Below are 22,377 nucleotides of genomic sequence, written 5' to 3'. Positions count from 1 at the left end.
ATTTCCAAACCAAACGCTAATGACAATCAACAAAATCCTGCTCTGCTCCTGCTTCCTGCTGGCAAGCTTTGTCCACAATGCAGTGGGACAGACAGCTACTTCAAAGTATGACCAGCATGAGGCCTTTAGTCCTCTGTTTTACCCTACCAACGGTAACGAATATCGTAGTGCCAGTGGCGCCCCGGGCCATAAATACTGGCAGAACAGGGCCGATTATAACATCAGCGTTGTGCTGGACACTGCCAAACACCGCATTGAAGGTTCGGTGAGCATCACTTATAAGAACAGCAGCCCCGACAAACTGCCTTTCCTGTGGTTACAGCTCGATCAGAACATCTACAGGGAAGACTCCCGTGGTGCTGCTACATCGGTGGTAACCGGCGGTCGTTTCGCTAACCGCTCTTTTACGGATGGATATAACATCAAGTCCGTAAACGTAGCAATAGGCGGTAAGAAAACACCTGTTAAGTATATTATCAACGATACCCGTATGCAGCTGATCCTGCCGGAAGCCCTGAAAGCAGATGGCGGCGTTGCAAAGATCTATGTGGAGTATGCCTACGAGGTTCCGCAATATGGTACCGACCGTACCGGCCGTCTGAAAACACGTTACGGCTGGATCTATGAGATCGCACAATGGTACCCGCGCATGGAAGTGTACGACGATGTACTGGGCTGGAACTCTATCCCTTATCAGGGCGCTTCGGAGTTCTATCTTGAGTACGGCGACTTTGACTATACCATCACTGCACCTGCTGGGATGATCGTAGCAGGTTCCGGCGCACTGCAGAACGAAGCGCAGGTACTGACGCCACAGCAACAGGCGCAACTGGCTAAAGCACGTAACAGCGACAAAACTGTGATGATCAGGGACAGCGCTGAAGTAGCGGCCGCACAACCTAAAGGTGGTATGCTCTCCTGGCACTTCGTATGTAAGAACGCACGCGATATTGCCTGGGCAGCTTCAACCGCATTTGTCTGGGATGCAGCCCGTATCAATCTGCCAAGTGGTAAAAAAGCACTGGCGCAGTCTATATATCCTGTAGAAAGCATCATGGCCCCTAATGGCTGGGTAAGGTCTACAGAGTTCGTAAAAGGCTGTATTGAGATCTATTCTAAACAGTGGTTTGAATATACCTATCCGGTAGCTACCAATGTGGCGGGTATCGTAGGTGGCATGGAATATCCCGGTATTGTTTTCTGTTCCCACAGAAGCACCGGCGGCGGATTATGGGGCGTAACCGATCACGAGTTCGGGCACAACTGGTTCCCGATGATCGTAGGTTCCAACGAAAGAAAATATGCATGGATGGATGAAGGATTTAATACATTCATCAACGATGGTTCAGGTAAGGAGTTCAACAACGGAGAGTTCTATCATAAACAACAGGGCCAGTCAATGGGCCGTGCTATGAGCGGAGATCCTATCATGAGCACACCCGATGTGATCCAGAGCAGCTACCTGGGCATTGGCGCTTACTATAAGCCAGCTATGGGCCTGGGCATCCTGCGTGATTATATACTCGGTAAAGAGCGCTTCGATTATGCGTTCCGCACATATATAGACCGTTGGGCGTTCAAACATCCTACTCCGTGGGATTTCTTCCGCACGATGGAAAATGTAGCAGGTGAAGACTTAAGCTGGTTCTGGAGAGGCTGGTTCCTCAATAGCTGGAAGCTGGACCAATCTGTAAAAGACGTAAAATATGCAGGTAATGACCCTGCCAAAGGATCATTGATCACCATAGAAAATCTGGAACAGATGGCCCTTCCCGTAGTACTGGCCATCACCGACAGCAAAGGAAAGACCGATACGGTAAAACTGCCTGCTGAGATCTGGCAGCGTGGTGGGACCTGGACATTTAAACATAATTCAGATTCCAGGATCACTAAAGTTGTGATAGATCCTGATAAGGCATTCCCTGATGTTGATCCGTCCAACAATACCTGGAGCGGTGCGGGCAAGAAAGTACCTGCTAATGTTTCTGCGAAGGATGTACTCAATAAATACTTACAGGCTATCGGCGGTATCGATAAAGTGAAAGCTATTAAAGATCAGACGATCACCGCTACCGGTTCTGTACAGGGTACTGAGATCAAAATGACAAAGAAATTTAAATCGCCCGACAAGTTCCTGCTGGATGTTTTCATCCCGATGATGAATGTACACGCAACTAAACTTGTTGTGAACGGAGACAGTGTTTCTGCAATACAGATGGGTGCACCCACACCGCTGGATGCTGAGTCAAAAGAGCGTATCAAAGCCAATTTGGCACTGATCCCGGAAGTTGACTACCTGAAAGATGGCGTTGCAATACATTTATCTCCCAACATCGTAACAGATGACAACGGTAAAGATACTTACCTCATCACTGTACAGGAAGATGAGGAACTGGTATCCGAGCTTTATTATGATGTTAATACAGGCTTCCTCGTGAAAAAAGTAAGCCGTAACGGTGAACAGGAAACAGGCGCTATCGAAGCCAGCGATTACAGAGAGGTAAATGGTGTGAAGTTCCCTTTCCTGCTGAAGAATAATATCGGCGGACAACAGATCGATTTTAAAGTGGATGAGATCAAAGTGAACAGCAATCTCACAGATACCGATTTTAAATAACGTATAACGAAAAGATTATTTGTTGAAGGAGAAGCCCTTCTGTTGATATGTTTTATTATCAGCAGAAGGGCTTCTCCTTGATTTTTTTTGCGGGTAATTAATTATATTGTGAACAATTATCCGGATATAACTAAGCAGGACAACTTTTATATCACAACGACCTATAACAACAACACTAACAAACCCCGGAAGTAATTCCAGTAAACCCGAACGCGAATGACAGTAAAGGGGATATTTCGAGCGATTACCCTGATAGGAGCAGACACCATAGATCTTAAGGAAAAGAGCAGGATCATTAAAGTAAATTTACTCGCCATAATAACCGGTGTATCGGCAATATTCTTTGGATTGCTCTTTTACCTTATCTCTGGACAGCTCGGTCTTTTTTTAGGCACCCTCGTAGAAGGTTCTGCGTGTTTCTACGTGATATTCCTGAATAAAAAACGGAAATATGATATTGCAGCATTCTATCTGCAGATGATACATAATGCAGCAACATTCTATTTTGGTTGTTTATTGTCAGATAATGTAGAAGCCAGTCTCCTCGCTATATTTCTTATAGGCACATCGCTCCTGATCGTAAAAAATAAGATCTTCCGTACAACCTGTATCGTTGTAGCGATCATCACCCTTGTGATGCTGGAGATCAACAAAGTGGCGGGCATCATCCCTCCTCTCGATGTCAATCCTCTTAGCGAGATCGTTATTCATTATTCAGCGATCCTGGTGATCGTATCACTCAATATTCTGATCATTATGTTCTATGTAAAACATAATGATGAATTGTTACATGCACAGAAAGAGCATACGGAGAACCTGGAACAACAGGTGCAGATCAGAACTGCCGAACTGGAAAAAGCCAACAATTATAAGAGCATCTTTCTCCGTGAAACCAATCATGAGATCCGTGTACCGCTCAATGCCATATATTCCATCAGTCAGTTGTTGCTGCTGGATGCAAACAAGAACAATGACACTAACTATGTAAAACAGGCGGAACACTTATGTGCTGCCAGTCATCATGCACTGGACGTTATTAATAATGTACTGGAACTGTCGAGAATAGAAGCGGGAAAGCTGCATGAAGTGCATAATGAAACCTTTGCTATCAGAAGCCTGCTGGACAATATAGTAGATACCGGTCAATACATCGCCGCTACCAAAGGCGTGCGAATTATGCTGAACTATAATAAGCGGAAGTTACCGCCATTCCTGGTGACCGATAAAGTAAAACTTACCCAGATCATCAATAATCTTTTGTTCAACGCAGTTAAGTTCACGGCCGACAATAGCATCATTACATTATCGGCTATCGTTGAGAATGATTCCTGTTGTATCAAAGTGAAAGACCAGGGAGAAGGCATCAGCCAGGATAAGATAGCGCCTATCTTCGATCCGTTCATTACCGGCTGGAACAGCTTTTCCGGCGGTACGGGCCTCGGACTGCACATTGCACGGCACCTTGCAACCTTACTGGGAGGTGTGATCTCGGTAGAAAGTGTTGTAGGAAAAGGAACGGAATTCAGCTTTACGTTCCCCTTACAGGCATGCGCAGTGCCTGCTGCACAGGTGGAAGTCGCTGAAACCAGCACCAGCATCGACGATAGCATTTATACCGGCGCAAAAGTGCTCGTCGTTGAAGACGATGATATGAGCCGGATTTACCTGACACAGTACCTCCGGCGTCTTGGTTGCGAGCTGGAAGCCTGCAGTACTGGTGCAGACACCATAGAATTATTGCATCATTATACACCTGATATCATCCTGGCAGACAGGCACCTGCCCGACATGGATGCGGAAGAGATACTGGCCTTCGTAAGAAGTACACCTATGCTGCAGAGAGTGCCTGTAATTGTCATTTCCGGTGATGTTTTTGAGGAAGACAGGATCGCCACCTTTAATGCTGGCGCTACTGCCTACCTGATCAAACCGGTCGATTTTAAATTGTTGAATGTTGCACTCAAACAATGCCTGAATAGCCCGGCATTGTTCTAACCATCCATCCCCTATCCCCACACCTCCTATTACCGGCTGCATAATTACTCATCTTTCTGATTCCCACGCTATCTGACTGCGATTATCTCGCGTCATCACATTACATTTTTGTCTGAATTAGTTTTTCTCCTCTCACTTTTAAACCCAATTTTTATGCAACCAATTAACGTTCCATTACTGGATTGCCCGTTTGAGGCAAAGATCAGTCCTTTCGTGTCTGAGATTGATCAGCACACAGCATCGTGGTTACAGGAATTTAACCTGTTACAGTCCGATGAAGCGTATGATCGTTTCCGTAAGTACAAATTTGCCTGGATGACAGCCCGGACTTACCCGGATGCTGACCTGGATTTTCTATGTACGGCCAATGACCTTAACACATGGCTTTTCGTACTGGATGATCTGCTTGACCATGTAACGCCTGAAACGGCCGGTTACAGGGAACAGAAATACCTTCAGCAGGTCATTACTGATTTCGTCAACGTGCTGCGGTATGACAAGTCCATTGACCGGGCGTCAAATCCGGTACTGGCCGCCCTCAGCGATTTCTGGAACAAGATGCGGCAACTGAGCACTGTATCATGGCAGTGCCAGTTCACCCTCAGTCTGAAAGCCACTTTTGAGGCGGCTGTCTGGGAGGCTGAAAATGCCAAACAACAAAAGCACCCTTCCGTATTTCAGTACATGCAGATGCGGCCATTCTTTAGTGGCGCTAACCTGGGTACTGACATGCTTGAAGTGGCAGCTCAGACTTACCTGCCCATTTTTGTGCTCCAGAATGAACAGTTCCAGAAACTGGTCGATCTGGCCCGCCGTGCTGTCTGTTGGGCCAATGATCTCTTCTCGCTCTCAAAAGAGCTGGCGCATGGAGATGATCATAATCTGGTAGTCGTAATTGAGCACGAACAGCAGATCAGCCTTGAAGAAGCCATCGCAGAAACAGCTGCTATCCATAACCGGGAAATAGCATTGTTTAATGAACTGCGAACCCAGCTGCCTTCGTTCGGCCCACACATTGACTTTGCCATCCAGCGCCATCTGGATGCGTTAGGTACGATGGTCCGCGGTTTCATGGACTGGTCGATCTACGACACGGCCAGGTATGAATTTAATTACATGAACAGGTAGTATCCAGTCCTGGCAGGAGATCCCTGCCAGGTTTTTAAATAAAGACAGCCCTCTCCTGCAACTTATCCAGTACAACTCAGTAACAATCATTAAATAGCAATTTGTTAACCCGGCAAAACACTGAGAATCAATATATTTGAAAAGTGTTCAGTGAGTGCTTGCTAATGTTTAATATAATTTTATATATTTAATGTTGTTATTGTGCGGGAGTAGCAATGCCCCTCCCGATTGGAGAAACCTAATACCCTCGAGCCAGCGTGAGTGACCAGACCGATTATTGAAACAACTAAACACCTGAATTTTAATCATATACATTAATCCTGCTATCATGAAAGTAACACCTATCAGCTTTCCGAGTGTTTTCGAAACTGCGTATGGTAACAACGAAAATTCCTCAAAAGACTTATTGAATGGCCTTAAGATCAAAAAAGACGAAAACTGGTATATAGTCGGAAACCTGGCAAGACGCGGTGGTATTAACCCCGGTCGTGTAACCAATGCCGCTCCGCAGGAGGATGATTATGAGATCCTGTTCAAAGCAGGCCTGGTAAATGTACTGGATAGGGTACAACAGCCATTGTCCATCACAATGGGTTTTCCTTTTTCTACTTATAATGTCTATAAAAGCGCTGCAGAAAGCTTTCTGAACAAGCGCCACTTCCTTATAGAGTACGATACGCATACTTTCAATAATAAAGGCGCTATAAAAAAAGGCATGCTGGACATTGAACGTTATGAAGTAATTCCTGAGATCGTAGGTGGTATCATTGGCTTGAAAAAGACCGTTAATGACCCCAAGACTGAAAACTTCATAGCTGTCAGCTTTGGCTTTGGCACCATCGAAGGCGGTATGGCTACGGCGGATGGCCTCATTCACCGTACCTGCTTTAGCTCTCATGGTATCAAGTATGCCATCAATAACCTGGCCCGTGAGCTGAACAAACAGTACTACCTGGATATGAAAAATGAGCATCAGCTGGATGATGCTTTCATGAAAGGTTCTATCTTTACCAACAGGAAACGTATTGACCTGAAGGACCTTCGCAAGGCTTTACTGACGCAGTACTACAAAGAAGTGGTATCTCCGCTGATGAGGAACTACTTTACCGATCAGGACTTTGAGAACTGTAGCAAGATCTACCTGATGGGTGGAGGCGCATATTATAGGGAACTGACTGACGCATTTATGGAAGATTTCAAAGATTTCATTCCTGTGGAAGTAGCGCCTAATCCTGAAAATCTTGTAAGCATAGGCTATTTATACAACTCTTTGAGAATATCAGACGATAAACATCAGCGTAGCGTAGGGATTGACCTGGGCAATGCATCCTCTATCATTTCGATTTTTGAAGAAGAAACTTTATCTGCTGGCTCAAATTTGTGATGTGCTTCCCTTGAAAGAGTTAATTAAAAAGGCCTTTGGAAAGGACATGTTTGTCATTCCCAGCCAGGTGTCCGTGCAGGGCGCTATAGAATCTACTATTCCCGGTCGTATTGATGGTAACGTAAGAGGTGATGTCCGCACCGAAGGTATGCTGGTAATAGGTAAAACCGCGAACATACGCGGTCATGTCTATGCAACAGATCTGGTTGTGTTCGGAAAAGTGTATGGGGATATTTTTGTAAGCAATAAAGCTGTGATCAGCAACAAAGCATATGTAAAAGGAGATGTAACCGCACTGGTACTGGAGGTAGAGCAGGATGCCGTTATTGAAGGCGCCATCCGCAAACACCCGACAGAAGCAGACGATGTCGTTCCTCCCGTTACTGAAGAAGACATGGAGAAACCACAGCAACCGGCCGAAGATGAAGAACAGGCCAGTTCATGGTTTTAATCACGCCTACTGATCAATTACAATTTACGGATGAAGGTCTGCTCAACACAATTTTCGTTTGTAATTTGTAATTGATCTTTTTATTTGATACCCGTTTTACAACACCTGATACCTTTTACCCGCCCCGGTCTCTTCCCTTTTTTCTGTTCACAACCTTCTTGCAAAGCATCTTTCTGGTCCTGCTGGTAGGAATATCCACGAAAAGCGATTATCTTTTTACCTTATTGGCTTTCTTTATCTGTCATCCCGCGAGTGTCATCACTTCGCCCAAGCCTTAAACAGAACGATTGGTTCTATCACTTAACACTAAATTGAATGGCAGTTAACAGGATGCTAAAGATATACCTCATAGTACTCGGCTCGTTTTTTATCCTTTCGTACGGGCGCGCCCAGACCAAAACCCATCAACTGGACTCGATCGCGCGCAGCCTGGAAACCTATACAGACCGTACATATACGTCGCTGTATATACGTACCAGCAAAGATATTTATGAATCCATGGAAGACCTCTGGTTTAAAACCTACATAGTAGATGCCCGGCATCAGCTTTTGTCAGGCGCAGAGCAGACGTTGTATGTCCAGTTGATCCATGAAATGAAAGACAGTATCGTATGGGAGGAGAAATATCCTGTCGGCAGAGGTATTGCCAGCGGGCATATCTACCTGGACAATGCACTGCCGGAGGGGAATTATTGGCTATGTGCCTATTCCGCTCATTCACTTACTGCAGATGCTAAGTCCTTCATTGGCGCACGTAGGATACGGATCGTGCAAAATGTAGCTGAACTGGTACGCAGGAAACCCGCAATACCCTATTCCGATACTTTGAAGAAAATACAGTTCAGCCTCCTGCCGGAAGGAGGTACGCTGTTGGCGGGAGTACCTAACAGAGTTGCTTTTAAGGCCGTTACAGAAAGCGGTCAGCCTTACGATGTATCCTGTACCTTATTTGACGGTAATCAGGCTATCGGGCATTTTAAGAGCGCACATGCCGGAATGGGCAGTTTCGTATTTCAGCCGCAAGCTGGTAAAACATACCAGGTACGCCTGGATGCGCCTTTCACAGATAGCATCTATACACTATCGGATATTCGTACGCAGGGAATGAAGTTCCGGTTGTTAAGCAATACTGCAGATACTGTCATTTTCCGCGTCTATAACCGTGGCGTTGAACAACGACATTTCTATTTCAGAATGCAAGCAAAAGGTATCACACACCTGATGGCGGCAGCAGAAATAAAGGATAGCCTCGATCTTAAACTACCTTTGCAGGACGTACCGGCGGGAATCGCTGAAGCCACCCTTTTTGATGATACGCCTGCTCCTGTAGCAGAAAGACTGATCTATATAAAACCAGATAAGCGCCTATCCATCACGGCTACCCTTTCAAAGAAAAGCTACAACACGAAATCAAAGATCTCCTTACAAATACACGCGGCAGACGAACTAGGCCAGCCGGCTGTCGCTCAATTGGGTGCTGTTGTATATGATGGTATCTATCGCCAGCCTATAGACCCGAAAGACATCCAAACACATTACCTGCTGTCAACACAGTTGAAAGGCAGGATTTATGATCCCAGCTATTATTTCGACACTGCCAATGCTGACCGGAAACAGGCGTTAGATCTCCTGCTACTGACCCAGGGCTGGCGCGCTTATTCATGGGATGAGCAGTCAATGAAAAGATTAGCAGAGAACGGGAATCCGTTATTGTCCGACAGTACAACGGGTCAGCTGATTGCACTTAAAAAGAAATCAAAGGCAACTCAACATGCGGTTATGCTGTTCGATGCTGACCAACGGGGAAACCAGGTGTTGGCATTAGACGATCAGGGAGCCTTCCGGCTTGCTCCGGAACATTTGCAAATGTCACCACGCATCTACATCAAACACTTCGGAGAACAGAACGACGTTGAACTGAAACTCACTGAGCCTTTCGAAACTATCAATAAGATAAGACCGTGGCAGAAAATAGATTATCCTTCGGAAAGACTACCAGCTACTACAGATCGCAAAACGGATGCAGAGAACCCTTTCCTGTTGACACGCGGCAGCATTAAACTAAAGGAAATAGAGATAAAAGGCAGGACAGAAACGGTGTTTCGGGATAAATATATCGGTCAGCTGGACAGTCTTGCAAAATATGAAGGTCTTACCGACAGAGCAGAGGGAGGATGGTTAAATTGTCCTGTGGGAGATGGTGATGAACGCCCCATCGAAGGACATACATACATCGTATGGACCGGTCCCAATCCACCTACAACACACCCCTTCTCATTCGATGCAACCAATACCAAAAGGATCGTGTATCACTATCCTAAATTTACAGAAGAGGAACTGCTTAAAAAGTTCGGACTAGCGCGGTCAAAGGGCTATTATCCTAAGAAGGAGTTTTATCAACCTGATTACGATAAGGAAAAGGACCCGCTACCGGATTACCGGAACACCTTATTGTGGGCGCCGGACATCGTTACTGATGAAAACGGGAATGCGACGCTGGAGTTCTTCTCTTCGGATATCAATGTTAGGTTTTATGGCCTCGTAGAAGGTATCAGCGGTAATGGTATGGTGGGTAAATCGGATTTTGAAGTTGTTGTAACGAAATGAGGGGCTTTTATGCGAATTTAAGCTGACATGATTCCAGCGTTGACCTTCTTACTCGGTTTCAGTATGGGCTTGTGGGCTGTACCCCTTTTCGAGCCCTTACTATCGGGCTTTTTCAAGCGTAGGGGCCGTTGGATCGCTATTTAACTCCCGTCAAGCGTATGAACGCTCTCAAAGGGCAAATGCCCACAAGCTCCATCTGAAACCTCGTTATGGCGGTCTCCCAATAACTTCACGTGGCAGTGAATTTAAATCCATCTTTCTATCGGTAGAACTTCATTGATAATTGCCAATGATGTCTGGTATTAGATAAGATCGGTTAGCTATTGCTCACTGGAATTAGTAATTGGAGGTGGCTCCAACAGTATTAAACATGGCTCAACTTCGCTCTCTCATATTGTACCGGCCATACGAAAGAATCATCCTTTAACTCATGCGCTGCATGCATGGGAAAATATGGGTCCCTCAAAAACTCCCGCGCCATGATCACTAAATCGGCTTTGCCTTCTGCAATGATAGATTCGGCTTCTGTGGCCGTTGTAATCAATCCAACAGCCCCTGTAAGAATACCTGTTTCCTTGCGGACATGTTCAGCAAAAGGTGTTTGATATAAGGGGCCTAATGATATTTTCTGATGTGATGCCAGACCGCCGGAAGAAGTATCGATAAGATCAACGCCTTTAGCTTTCAGAATATGTGCCAGTTCCGTAGTGCTTTCCAGGTCCCAGCCACCATCTGCCCAGTCCGTGGCTGAGAGCCTTACAAACAAAGGATATTCCGCAGGCCACACTTCTCTTACAGCGGCAACTACTTCCAGCATTAGGCGAATTCTGTTTTCAAAACTGCCGCCATATTCATCTGTTCTTTGATTGCTAAGTGGGGAAAGGAATTGATGTAACAGATAACCATGTGCTCCGTGGAGTTCTATTACTTTGAAACCGGCTTTCAATGCACGTGCGGCTGCTGTTTTGAAATCGCCGATCACTTTATGGATACCTTCTGCTGTTAGCGCGATCGGCTTTCCATACTTCTCTGAAAATGGAACAGCACTTGGTGCATAGATATTCTCCCATCCGCCATCTGCTGGCGATACCAGTTTGATCCCCTTCCACGGAACATCAGTACTTGCTTTTCTGCCTGCATGCGCCAGCTGTATGCCCGGTACTGCTCCATGTGCTGTAAGAAAACTGGTGATCCTTTGCAGATTGGAAATATGTGCATCATCCCATATGCCGAGATCCGCCGGGGAAATCCGTCCCTCCGGACTTACGGCGGCTGCTTCTGTGATGATAAGCCCCGCCCCGCCTACTGCACGGCTGCCAAGATGTACCAGATGCCAGTCATTGGCAAAGCCATTCTCTGAACTGTATTCACACATGGGGGAAACAACGATCCTGTTCCTGAATGTAATATCTCTGATCTGTAACGGAGTGAAGAGTGCTGCCATTTTGTTTACGTTTCCGGTTTTGTGATATAACAAATATAGACAAAACGATCCTGAACGAATTGCAGTTAACGCCTGCTGAATAAGGCATACCTGTTATACAGACAGAGCTACTGTTGCACGTTAGAGTTCCCTAAATACAAAGACCCCCAGGTTAAACCTGGGGGTCTTTTGCTAAATGTATGAAAAAGCAAGCTTAGTCGATACGTCTAACGTTAACGGCGTTCATACCTTTCCTACCTTCCTGCAGTTCAAACTCTACTCTGTCATCTGCCTGGATCTCGTGTACTAAACCGTTCACGTGTACAAAAGTCTCTTTATTGGACTCATCATGCTTAATGAAGCCAAAGCCTTTTGTCTCGTTAAAGAACTTTACAGTTCCCTGGAATTTTTGTGTCATTTGTGAAAATTAAAAAATTTGTAAAGGTTAAAGGTAATGTATAAAACCTCCCGCACCAAATAAAACTCATTCTCTTTCAATATTTTCCCATATTGTTCACTATTATAACATTAACATATTTATAACACTTTTATATATGAGATCTTATATGTACATTGTGCTTACGCAACGCGGGGATGTAACTTATTTGGACTTGAACTATTATTTCTTTTTCAGTTCTATCGTCACTTGCCAACCTATTTTTTCAACACCTACAACATATTTGCGAATCAATTTTCTTTAAAATAATTTATGGCCAAAGTTACGTTCAATAACAAGAAAGCACTCTTTTTTCAGTCCCTCAAAGCTTCCGTAGAAGAGTACTTTGTAGAAAACAACATTAAGAAAACAGGGAACAGACACCTGTATGTAAAAACGATCGTACTTATACCACTCGCGGCAGTACTTTACCTTTCTCTGCTGATATTTCCATTGCCGGCATTATTAGGTATTGCGCTCTCCGCAATACTCGGCTTCATTCTCGCATGTATAGGTTTTAATGTGATGCATGATGCCTGCCACGGCAGTTACTCAGAGAACTCCAGGGTGAACAATATCCTCGGACTTACCTTGAACGCACTCGGCGGGAATGCATTCATCTGGAAACAAAAACATAATGTGATCCATCACACCTACACCAACGTAGACGGTATGGATGATGACATCGCCAAGAGCCCGCTTATGCGCCAATGCAGCACGCAGACCTGGACTCCGGCACACCGTGTACAGCACATTTACGTTGTGCTGATCTACGCCATCTCCTCCTTTGCCTGGGTATTCATCATGGACTTCACCAAATATCTCAGCCGTAAAGTATACAGAACGCCATTACAACCTATGAAGATGAGTGATCATATCACTTTCTGGGCCAGCAAGGCACTGTATCTCCTGTTCTATGTCGCTATTCCCGTTGCAGCAGTTGGCTGGCAGGCATGGGGGATCGGTTTCGCTGCCATGCACGTAGTAATGGGCTTTACACTGGCCATCGTTTTCCAGCTGGCCCATGTGGTGGAAGAAACCAATTTCGAAGTGGTAGGTACCGAGGCCAAAGTGATCGAAAACGAATGGGCCATTCACCAGATCAATACAACTTCCAACTTTGCTCCGGGTAATAAGATCATTTCCTGGTTTGTCGGCGGACTGAACTACCAGGTGGAACATCACCTGTTCCCACGTATCAGCCACGTACACTACCCTGAAATCAGTAAGATCGTAGAAGCCAAATGTGCTGAATTTAATGTACAATATAACTGCCTGCCTACCATGTCGGCCGCCGTACGCTCCCACTTCCGCTTTATGCGCGATCTTGGTAGGAAACCGGTTCCCGCACTGGCTAGTTGACGCAAGCAAATAACTAATTGACAAAGTCAATCATAAATAATAAAACCCGGCAGGATTAATATTCTGCCGGGTTTTATTATTTATGCTAATGCGGAGATAACACTATTTGGAGCCTTTAACAGCAACAGCAGGTGCTGCTTCATTCGTCGCCTTATTGATCTCTGTGAACAGCTGACGGAAACACTTCGTCTGAGTATGCACCGTATCTGCCGGTTGACCTTCCTTACGAGGTTTAGGTTGCTTTCTGCCATAATACTCGTCCATAAAGTCTTCAGCGCCTGACCATACCGTCTGCATCATACCCTGATACCTGTCTTTCATGATCTTCGTAGCAGATGCCCTGTACTCCAGCATATCCTTTACCTGCTGCGTAGCAAATTCAGGCTTCCTCCACGGACAGGTGATCACCTTCAGACCCTTCATTGCAAAATACACAGGGGTTTTGTCAGGACGGTCGTAATGCCAGTCGCAGATCACCACATCTTTAGGTATCAGGTCAACCGCACGAAAGGTATTGTTCATGCTGCCTTCCCACATACCGATACCGGTCGTTTTACCATCTATGAGGCGATCGCCCCAGATCCATAAGCCCCTGCCCTTTTGCGCCAGGTGATTACGTAACAGGGTTACTTCCCCTGCAAATAACTCAGCCTTGTCGCGGCCGCCGCAACGGGGGCATTTATCTTCTCCGATATAGAATACCTCGTCCATGCCTGCATGGAACGCAGTGCTCTCAAATGCGTCGCACAGCTCATCTACCAGCTTGAACACTACATCATGGACTTCCGGGTGCAACGGACAATAACTCTTGCAATACAGTCCGTCTGCATTCGGCCATTCATATTTCTCCGGCATTGTCACCCAGGGCGTTTCATCAAACTGCGGGAACTTAGCCAGCAGGTTATGTGTCTGCCCGGCCCAGGACTGGTGTCCCAGCAGGTTTAACTGCGGAATAAGATTGATGTTGTTCTGACGGCATACCTGCACCAGCTTTTTAACGTCTGCTTTCGATAGTGCAATGGAATCTCTCACCTGCGGATAGCTTTCATACTGATAGTTATAGTCCACCCGCAGTATGAGGGTATTGACCTTACGTGTTACCAGTTCTTCTTTGATAAATTTGATAAAGGCATCAAGTGCTGGCTTTCTTGGCGCTCCTATACAGAAACCACGCACGGGCATAATACTGTCATTTACAGGCGCAGGGATCGGTGTTGTCCTGCTGGCAGATCTGAAGGCCGTTAAGGCGGCAGCCAGCACACAAAGCAGGAGCACATTTCTCATAAATGTGGCGTTGAGCATGGAATTGAGTTTAGAGCATGAATACTTGGATAATAAACAAAGAGGGCCGTCGCGCTTTGGCGGACAGCCCCTGTAAAATAAGAAAAAATCAGCTGGAAATTATCGCATGTTCAGGTCTTCGGCCCCTCTGATCTCTGAAGAGATCTCCCCTATCGCATTATTCCCTTTGTCCTGCTGACCGGTATACACTTTCACGAAATCAATAGCCTTCAGTGTAACCGCCTGCCCGTTGTCGTTTACCGCCCAGGATATGTCCAGTGCATTATACAAATTAGTAGCAAAAGGATCTTTTACAGCGTCTGTAGCCCAGTTATCCGCATAGCCCCAGGCAAAGCCTGTATTAACGTAAGTATCCGTAGTACCGGCCGCAAGACCGAACGTACTTTTCAGCAAGGTCCCTTCAAATATAACAGAGTCCTGGTTAGCCGCAAATAACGGATAGTAGCTGTGATCATGAAAAGTGTTGATCATTACCTTACCCGAACCTCCACGATTGTCTTTCCAGGGCACATCTGCCTTACCCCCCGGATTGTAGTAAGTCACCTTGTAATGTTTTATGGTCGTAGCGGCAGTATACTCACTTCCTGCCAGCTCATACCACACATCATCAGGCTTGCCGTTTCCATTCACATCCTGGCTAACCATCACAATACCCGGCTCCGACAGCTCCACCGGCGGTTTAACAGGATTGCCATAAATAGCCAGATCAGCACCGCTTTTATTAAGGATGGAATGATCAAACCCAAACACAACATAACCGCCAAAGGCGCCCAGATGCAAGAGAGAAGCCGTTCCTCCGATGATCTTCTGCGCGGCTTCGGGAGTGCCCACACTGCTTTCATTTACAAACTGTCCCGGTGCAGGCTGATAGTCAAATACCACACTGATATATGGACTGCTGTTGTCTGTGATCGGCCTGATATTCGTATCTCCGGGTTTGTCTTCATCTTTTGAACAGGAAAACAGTACCACCGAAAGCAGTCCCGTTGCTATTGCACCTTTACTTATTCTTCCTATGCTCATGATAATCAGTTTTACTGGTTAATGCCTTACAAAAGCAAAATGTCCGGGAATATTCCCTGCTGTTACACTCCATTTCTTTTTGCCGGCGGGACTGAAGCAATACAATGTACCCGGCAACAGGTTATCCTTTGCATCAGTTACATAGATCTCTTTTGTAGTCGGGTCTACGGCTACGCCGGATGGTGTTGTGATCTGTTTATCTGTTCCGTCTGTAATAAACATATCTCCCAGCAGGCGCTCATTCTTAATATCTACAATACCATAGCTAACGGTATTCTTATTCGTAACATAACTCCATTCAACACCATAGATATAGGCACTGTCGCCCGATATCCAGATGTCGCTGACAGCGGTAGGCAGCGAATCTTTTACAATATCTTTCTGTGTGTCTATCACGTAAAGCTTTGAATGCACCTCATAATAATCCCCACGGGAAGTAACATAGACATCACCATACTTGTCGGCTTTCACATGATGCAGGTTAAGCGCTACATCTATTCGTTTTGTCTCTGTGAAGGTATTCATATTAATCACCGACACCGTTCTTTCAAAATGTCCCTGGCTATATCCCCCGGAATTAGCTACATACATTTTATCTCCCGTAATAGCCATTTCCTCCGGCTGCCTGCCGACGTTAACAGTACGGATGACCTGCAGCGTAGCGGTATCTACTTCGGCTACATAACCGCTTACACCAGGCGTACCGCCTGCCACAGTTGCATATGAACTGACATACGCCTTCCCTTTGTAGAAAGTAATGTAACGGCAGGATGGTACATTGATCTGCCCTAAACGTTTTGCTGTATGCACATCCATCACCTCCACCTTGTCCGACATCGCTATAACGGCATACAATTTTCCTCCGTAGATCTGCATGTCATTCCCCACATCTCCCAACTCTTTGGTAGCACCCGGATTGATCGTGCCGTAAATATTGCTGCTGTAGATACCTGTGCCACTATTATAGTAATCAAGTGTAGCCAGGTTCATTCCCATATTACCCTCATTCAGCAGATAAAACCCATTTCTCAGGCTGTCTGCACCAACATTTGTATCATCTCCCGGTGTTATACCCGCGCCCTTACGACAAGCCGCAAGTCCTGTAAAAAGGACCATCAGCAACAGGTAACGGCGAGGTATATGAAAAGAAGCAAACCGCATACGTCTAAAAATTTATACTGGCAGTAAGACGATAATAACGACCCGGCATCGGGTAGTTGATCACCACATCGTAATACTGGTTAAATACATTGTTTAATTCACCCGTCAGTTTCACCAGCTTATGACTGAACAGAAAACTGGTCGATACCGACACGTCACTGGTATACCAGGGTTCCATGTAATATAGCGGAATATTGGTATTCAGGAAATACCTTTCTCCCACATAAATAAAACTATAGTTCACATCCCATTTGTGCCATGAAGCATGAGCGATGAAAGATCCGCTGTGAACGGGAATATAGGCGATCTGGTCTTTGTAGTTGACCTCCGCCGGATTGCTTACGTCTAATGCCTTCTGATAAGTGTATTTCACAGAAAAATCTGTCTTCACCGCGTTTAACAGTACCGGCGATAACTGTATGCTGGCATCTATGCCATAGATATCAACTGAACCAATATTCTGCATCATCCACTGGAAATTACGTCCTGGAGAAGCAACGATCTTATCTTTCACATGACTGTAATAGGCATCGGCCTGCAGGGAAAAGTATTGCAGAAAACCGTCTGAGTTCCGCGTATAACCAGTCCCGATATTATATTGTTTGGTGTATTCCGGCTTCAGCGCAGGATTGCCCACTGTACTATAGTACATGTCGTTGAACGTCGGCATTCGAAAGATGTTCTTATAGAATGCCCTTATCTTCAGGTCTTCTCCCTGGAACGGTTGCCAGGAGGCTAATATTGTAGGGGTTATCGCATTGAAATCCCGGCCTGCAGTATAGGCCTTCGTCGTTTCATTAATGATGGTAGTAAGCAGATTTCCCTGTAGTGCTACCGGCCCGAGATGTAGCTGCGTGGCTGCGGCTACTAATGTACTATACCGCGTAGGAATGGCAAAGCGGTCCAGGTTAACGGCTGTCATATTGTTCACCTGGAAATCTGCCGATAAAGCCACGTCCCAGAAGGAAGTGATCTTATACTGATTAGCTGCCGATATATAATATTCTTTCTGCTGATAACGGTTCATCAAAGGCCCGTCCACCGTCACAATAGCGGTGTCCAGGTAACGGACATAGTCATACGTGAACTTCGCATTCAGCAAAAGTGTATACCGTTTGCCGAATGGTTTATTATAAGATGATTGTACAAAGAAATTCCGGTCCCATTGATGTTGTCCGTTGAGGAACTTATTACTGACAATAGCGCCCGGCAGCCCTCTTGTGGAGTTATAATAATATGCCTTCGCCTGCCAGGTACTGCTGTCCTTTCCTTGTCCGAACAGCCCTGCTTCCACACGTGCAGCGTCGATGGCAGCGTTTTGCCTCACAGCAGTTGTGTCGTAAGTCCCATTAGTATACCTGAACTTATAGCGTCCGTTGCCATGCAGCCACTCACTGCTCACAACAGCCGATAAGCGGTCAGACAAACGTTGCTCCATCCTCACAGCAGGATTGACCAATCCGAAAGAACCTGTTTTAAAGGATACCTTTCCATGTGTCTTTTCATTGCCGTGAAACACGGGCTTACGCGATTGCAGGTAGATGGCGGAAGCTGAAGCGAAGCCCCTCGCCGGTTGAAGAAGAGTACCCTTTTGTGCGTTGTAAAGATCGATCTGTTCTATATTATCCAGCGAAAAACGGCCCAGGTCAACTGTGCCGTTCTGGGCATTGCCTAACTGTATGCCATCATAGAATACCGCTGTATGATTCGTGCCCATACTGCGCACGTTCAGTGTCTTTAATCCTCCCAATCCGCCGTAATCTTTCAATTGCACGCCGGAAAAGAAACGCAGGGCATCAGCCACCGAAAGGCTGTTCATCTTTTCGAGTGCAATGCCGCTTAACGTCTGTACGGGCGACAGAGGATTCGTCCTGTTGGAGAAAATCGTCACACCCTGTAACATCCTGGCAGCCGCTGTATCTTTTGGAGAGGTTGCAGGATACGCCACTTTATCTTGTGCATGCAGCCCGTAGTTGGCTGCAATGCACAGGATAAAAAAAGATACATATCGTATGTAGTGGCGATTGTCCAAGTGTGTCTAATGATTAATGGAAAACAGCCATACCAGGGAAAATGTATCCCTCATAATATACGCTGTGCTGTAATGCGCCTGTTGTGGCATTGTGTATATAGATCGTAGTATTTGGATCCGAACCGTAAACATTAGTGTTGCTGTTCAGCACCAGGTAATTCTTTGCCTTATCATATCCTATGCCTTTACCATAAAAGTATTGTCCGGCTGGCAACGTAATAAATGGTGCGCTCAGAGAGGCTACTTCACCGGTATAACGATACACTTTGTTATTTCCTGATATGAAAAAGAGCGCATTATCTGTAGCAGATGCCGCCATCGAACTATTATAATAGGTCCACTCATTAAAGAAGACAGGAACGCCGGTGGTAATACTATCTACCGCCAGTGTGGAAGCATTGATCTTCTTCAGCTGTGTAGCGGAGGCAGCCCATACATTACCATCTTTGCCCTGTACAAAACCAGCTACAGCGGTCCCCAATTTCTTTGCCAGGCTATAGTCATTTGCATTCAGGGCAACGATGCCATCTTTTGCAGACATCACGAAAATGTAGTTACCGCTTTTGATCATGTCTTTCACTTCACCGTCAACGCTGGCGATCTTCGTGCCCAAAGCAAGTGGAGACAAAGTAACAGGATATAAACCTACTGCGGTGCTGAGTAATCCTTTGCTATCGTCCACACCCAGGAAAGCACGGCCGTCATGTCCAGGCAAACTGTCTATGCGTCCTGTTTCCTTCAGGGTTTTCGCATCGGTCACAACAAACGGACCATCAAATTTCCCTACCAGGTACAATTTTCCATTGTACACAGTACCAAACTGCATTGAAGTCATCGGAGTGCCCAGCTTTTTACCAGGGTTTTCAACCGAATAAGCGCGCTGGTACATGGTGTCCAGGTCATAATCGTAGAAATTGATATCTCCGGAAGCCACATTGAACTGTCCTTCACTGATCATAAAGAAACCATTATCATACTTGCCCGGAGCCGGTGCAATGTCATTGTCGTCACTACATGAAGCAGCGGCCAATAAAAAGCCGGCCAATAACCAGGAACGTAAATTTTTATACATACTTCGAACGTTTATTTCAGTTGATAGATATCATGACCTTCATCAGCTGTACAGACCTGGTTACAGGAGATCCTGCTGACAGTGACACCGGTATATTATAGACTGATAAGTAAGAAATTTCGCCCCATACAGGCTGTAATTTCATTCAATGTTCTTCTCCCGAAAACACTGATGTCTGTTGCTATTGGCAGGTCTTCTGGCTCTCCTGCTTTTTCCGGGCCTTCCCATTCGCCTTTGGCGGACAGTGGCAGTTGGAGATTAAATGTCCGGAAAAACCGATCGTTATTACGATGCAGGATCACAGCTACGGGGATAGCTCCGGTTTTACACCGGATTCCCTATTAATTCACCATCAGGTGAAACCAATGCGGGCACAAACCTACTGTATGAGTAGTTAATATCCAAAAAGAAAAATCCGTAGTATCTTGCCGCAAATTCAAAACTGTTCTGTTGAAACATCTATTCCTGCTGGTCGTACTCTTCACCACGAGTTACGCCGGTTACGCCCAAAGCCCGCTCAATAAGACGGTTTCCGTTGATGCCGACCGACAGCCCCTTGCGCTCGTACTTGATAACATTAGCATGCAGGGCGGTTTTCACTTTTCCTATGTAAAAGAATTTATTCATGACGATAGCCTCGTAACAATACATGTCACCGACAAACCCGTTAAGCAGGTCCTGGATATTTTATTCCAGGGTAACTTCCAGTTCCGTGAGATCGGTAACCAGATCATCATACAACCAGGTACATCTTCCAAAGAGAAATGGTTTGTGGTAAGCGGCCATGTAAATGACGCCCACACGGGAAGGCCTATCAACAATGCCAGCGTTTATGAAAGGGTACAGCTCATCTCCACGATGACCAATGAACAAGGCTATTTCAGGATACGCCTGCGTGAAAGAGAAAGGAGCGCTACCATGCTTACCGTCAGTAAAGAACTATACCGCGATACCATCATGTTGCTCACCACCGGCCATGACCAGGAAGTGAACGCCAGCATTAAACCAGCTCCTCCCATACAGCTCTCTATCGTGGATGTGAACCAAAACTCACATGTAGAACAGACCATGTTCGGGAAGTTCTTCCTCTCCTCCCGTCAACGGATGCAGAGTCTTAACCTGAGTGACTTCTTTACTAAACAGCCGTATCAATACTCCCTCGTACCCGCTCTCGGTACACATGGAAAGATCGGCTCCCAGGTGATCAACAAATTTTCTCTTAACCTGATCGGTGGATATACCGCTGGCTTAAGCGGTGTGGAAATAGCAGGTGTGTTCAACATTGACCAGAAGGACGTAAAGTGGGTGCAGGCGGCAGGTGTGTTTAATATTGTCGGCGGACATATGACCGGTGTGCAGATTGCTGGCGTACATAATCATACCATGGACACACTGAAAGGTGTACAGGCGGGCGGGGTAAGCAATGTGCTCAAACACGGCTTTACCGGCGTACAGCTGAGTGGCGTATATAATCAAACCGGCGGCGATTCCAGAGGAGCACAGTTCTCGGGCGCTATTAACCATACCGCCGGAACAACCGAAGGCATACAGGCCGCCGGTGCCATAAACGTGTCACGTGGTACCATTCATGGTGCACAGATGGCCGGTGCTATCAACTACAGCCAGGGCATCGGCGGTGCACAGCTGGCCGGTGCCGTGAATGTCAACATCGATACGACCAACGGGGCCCAGATCGCCGGCGCCATTAACTACACCAAATCGGTCAAGGGCGTACAGATCGCAGGTGCTGTTAACGTCGCCATAGACACCGTTTCAGGTACACAGATATCCGGCGTTGTCAACTATACACGCGTCCTTAAAGGTGTACAGATCGGCATAGTGAATTATGCTGACTCCTCCGATGGGTACAGCATTGGGCTTTTCAGTTTCGTCAGAAGAGGATATCATCAGGTGCAGATCTATACGAACGAGATCCTGGACCTTAACATCGCTTATAAATCCGGCAATCGCAAATTATATAGTCTCCTGTTGGCAGGTGTGAGCCTGGGCGATAAACATGCATATTCCTTCGGTTATGGTATCGGCCACGAGTTCAAACTAAAATCAGCCAATACCATTTCTACCGAACTGACATCCCAGGCGCTGTACGTGGGTAACTGGAATTCGACCAACTCTATGGCCAGACTGCAAATAGCCTGGAACCACCGGCTGACTAAAAACATTCATCTCTTTGCAGGCCCAAGCTTCACTGTGTATTATAGCGACAAACACGATGTATCCGATCCGGATTATGAAATAAAGGTCCCCAGGCATTACAGCCCCTTCAATCTGGGTGGCGGAGTAAAGGCCTGGTTTGGCTGGCATATCGGCATCGGGTTTTTCTAGATTATTTGGTATTTTTGCGCCTTCATTTTTCTAACGGT

The 22,377-nt window shown here is 46.1% G+C and carries 15 protein-coding genes and 1 riboswitch; of the genes, 8 read left to right on the top strand and 7 right to left on the bottom strand.

Annotation, left to right across the window (positions count from 1 at the left end; all coding sequences use genetic code 11):
* Positions 1-19 precede the first annotated feature (19 nt).
* From C7475_RS02160 to C7475_RS02135, 6 genes are all read left to right on the top strand, one after another.
* Positions 20-2,617, top strand: a complete 2,598-nt coding sequence (locus C7475_RS02160; protein WP_158286393.1) for a M1 family metallopeptidase — start codon at positions 20-22, stop codon at positions 2,615-2,617.
* 216 nt (positions 2,618-2,833) lie between these two features.
* Positions 2,834-4,612, top strand: coding sequence for an ATP-binding protein (locus C7475_RS02155; RefSeq protein WP_110050570.1), 1,779 nt, complete (start codon positions 2,834-2,836; stop codon positions 4,610-4,612).
* Positions 4,613-4,765: 153 nt separating this feature from the next.
* On the top strand, positions 4,766-5,740 hold the full coding sequence (locus tag C7475_RS02150) for a hypothetical protein (protein ID WP_110050568.1): 975 nt from the start codon (positions 4,766-4,768) through the stop codon (positions 5,738-5,740).
* 328 nt (positions 5,741-6,068) lie between these two features.
* A complete protein-coding gene (locus C7475_RS02145; protein ID WP_110050565.1) occupies positions 6,069-7,124 on the top strand; it encodes a ParM/StbA family protein in 1,056 nt (351 codons plus the stop codon).
* Positions 7,087-7,575, top strand: coding sequence for a polymer-forming cytoskeletal protein (locus C7475_RS02140; protein WP_158286392.1), 489 nt, complete (start codon positions 7,087-7,089; stop codon positions 7,573-7,575). The genes C7475_RS02145 and C7475_RS02140 overlap by 38 nt, the downstream gene beginning before the upstream one ends.
* 315 nt (positions 7,576-7,890) lie before the next feature.
* Complete coding sequence (locus tag C7475_RS02135) at positions 7,891-10,182, top strand: hypothetical protein (RefSeq protein ID WP_110050561.1); 2,292 nt, start codon at positions 7,891-7,893, stop codon at positions 10,180-10,182.
* A 364-nt stretch (positions 10,183-10,546) separates the two neighbouring features.
* Here the strand turns inward: C7475_RS02135 and C7475_RS02130 are convergent, their stop codons facing one another.
* Positions 10,547-11,626 (bottom strand): NADH:flavin oxidoreductase/NADH oxidase, encoded by a 1,080-nt coding sequence (locus tag C7475_RS02130; protein ID WP_110050559.1) that lies wholly within the window; start codon positions 11,624-11,626, stop codon positions 10,547-10,549.
* A gap of 193 nt (positions 11,627-11,819) precedes the next feature.
* The gene (locus C7475_RS02125; protein ID WP_110050557.1) at positions 11,820-12,023 is read right to left on the bottom strand and encodes a cold-shock protein; all 204 of its coding nucleotides are present in this window, start codon (positions 12,021-12,023) and stop codon (positions 11,820-11,822) included.
* A 291-nt stretch (positions 12,024-12,314) separates the two neighbouring features.
* On the opposite strand from C7475_RS02125, the gene C7475_RS02120 reads away from it, so the two are divergent.
* The gene (locus tag C7475_RS02120) at positions 12,315-13,403 is read left to right on the top strand and encodes an acyl-CoA desaturase (protein WP_110050555.1); all 1,089 of its coding nucleotides are present in this window, start codon (positions 12,315-12,317) and stop codon (positions 13,401-13,403) included.
* 102 nt (positions 13,404-13,505) lie between these two features.
* Here the strand turns inward: C7475_RS02120 and C7475_RS02115 are convergent, their stop codons facing one another.
* From C7475_RS02115 to C7475_RS02095, 5 genes are all read right to left on the bottom strand, one after another.
* On the bottom strand, positions 13,506-14,705 hold the full coding sequence (locus C7475_RS02115; RefSeq protein WP_110050553.1) for a family 20 glycosylhydrolase: 1,200 nt from the start codon (positions 14,703-14,705) through the stop codon (positions 13,506-13,508).
* Between the two features lie 99 nt (positions 14,706-14,804).
* Positions 14,805-15,728, bottom strand: coding sequence for a PKD domain-containing protein (locus C7475_RS02110; protein WP_110050551.1), 924 nt, complete (start codon positions 15,726-15,728; stop codon positions 14,805-14,807).
* A gap of 18 nt (positions 15,729-15,746) precedes the next feature.
* Complete coding sequence (locus tag C7475_RS02105) at positions 15,747-16,889, bottom strand: YncE family protein (protein ID WP_110050549.1); 1,143 nt, start codon at positions 16,887-16,889, stop codon at positions 15,747-15,749.
* 4 nt (positions 16,890-16,893) lie between these two features.
* On the bottom strand, positions 16,894-18,921 hold the full coding sequence (locus tag C7475_RS02100) for a TonB-dependent receptor (RefSeq protein WP_233259744.1): 2,028 nt from the start codon (positions 18,919-18,921) through the stop codon (positions 16,894-16,896).
* Positions 18,922-18,934: 13 nt separating this feature from the next.
* Entirely contained in the window at positions 18,935-19,993 is a 1,059-nt protein-coding gene (locus C7475_RS02095) for a DUF5074 domain-containing protein (protein WP_110050547.1), read from the bottom strand.
* A 168-nt stretch (positions 19,994-20,161) separates the two neighbouring features.
* A riboswitch (cobalamin riboswitch) is annotated at positions 20,162-20,375 on the bottom strand.
* 68 nt (positions 20,376-20,443) lie between these two features.
* Between C7475_RS02095 and C7475_RS02090 the strand changes: the two genes are divergently transcribed.
* Positions 20,444-22,339, top strand: coding sequence for an STN and carboxypeptidase regulatory-like domain-containing protein (locus tag C7475_RS02090; RefSeq protein ID WP_110050545.1), 1,896 nt, complete (start codon positions 20,444-20,446; stop codon positions 22,337-22,339).
* Positions 22,340-22,377: the final 38 nt, after the last annotated feature.

Origin of the sequence: Chitinophaga sp. S165, assembly GCF_003182155.1 — a bacterium.
GTDB lineage: Bacteria > Bacteroidota > Bacteroidia > Chitinophagales > Chitinophagaceae > Chitinophaga.
Note: the sequence above shows the minus strand (reverse complement) of the source record. Positions and strands in the feature narration are given on the sequence as shown.

Coding starts and splice junctions, on each gene's coding strand:
- C7475_RS02155 (WP_110050570.1), top strand. CDS start 2,834: ATGACAGTAAAGGGGATATTTCGAGCGATTACCCTGATAGGAGCAGAC.
- C7475_RS02110 (WP_110050551.1), bottom strand. CDS start 15,728: ATGAGCATAGGAAGAATAAGTAAAGGTGCAATAGCAACGGGACTGCTT.
- C7475_RS02105 (WP_110050549.1), bottom strand. CDS start 16,889: ATGCGGTTTGCTTCTTTTCATATACCTCGCCGTTACCTGTTGCTGATG.
- C7475_RS02095 (WP_110050547.1), bottom strand. CDS start 19,993: ATGTATAAAAATTTACGTTCCTGGTTATTGGCCGGCTTTTTATTGGCC.
- C7475_RS02115 (WP_110050553.1), bottom strand. CDS start 14,705: ATGCTCAACGCCACATTTATGAGAAATGTGCTCCTGCTTTGTGTGCTG.
- C7475_RS02130 (WP_110050559.1), bottom strand. CDS start 11,626: ATGGCAGCACTCTTCACTCCGTTACAGATCAGAGATATTACATTCAGG.
- C7475_RS02160 (WP_158286393.1), top strand. CDS start 20: ATGACAATCAACAAAATCCTGCTCTGCTCCTGCTTCCTGCTGGCAAGC.
- C7475_RS02145 (WP_110050565.1), top strand. CDS start 6,069: ATGAAAGTAACACCTATCAGCTTTCCGAGTGTTTTCGAAACTGCGTAT.
- C7475_RS02125 (WP_110050557.1), bottom strand. CDS start 12,023: ATGACACAAAAATTCCAGGGAACTGTAAAGTTCTTTAACGAGACAAAA.
- C7475_RS02150 (WP_110050568.1), top strand. CDS start 4,766: ATGCAACCAATTAACGTTCCATTACTGGATTGCCCGTTTGAGGCAAAG.
- C7475_RS02135 (WP_110050561.1), top strand. CDS start 7,891: ATGGCAGTTAACAGGATGCTAAAGATATACCTCATAGTACTCGGCTCG.
- C7475_RS02120 (WP_110050555.1), top strand. CDS start 12,315: ATGGCCAAAGTTACGTTCAATAACAAGAAAGCACTCTTTTTTCAGTCC.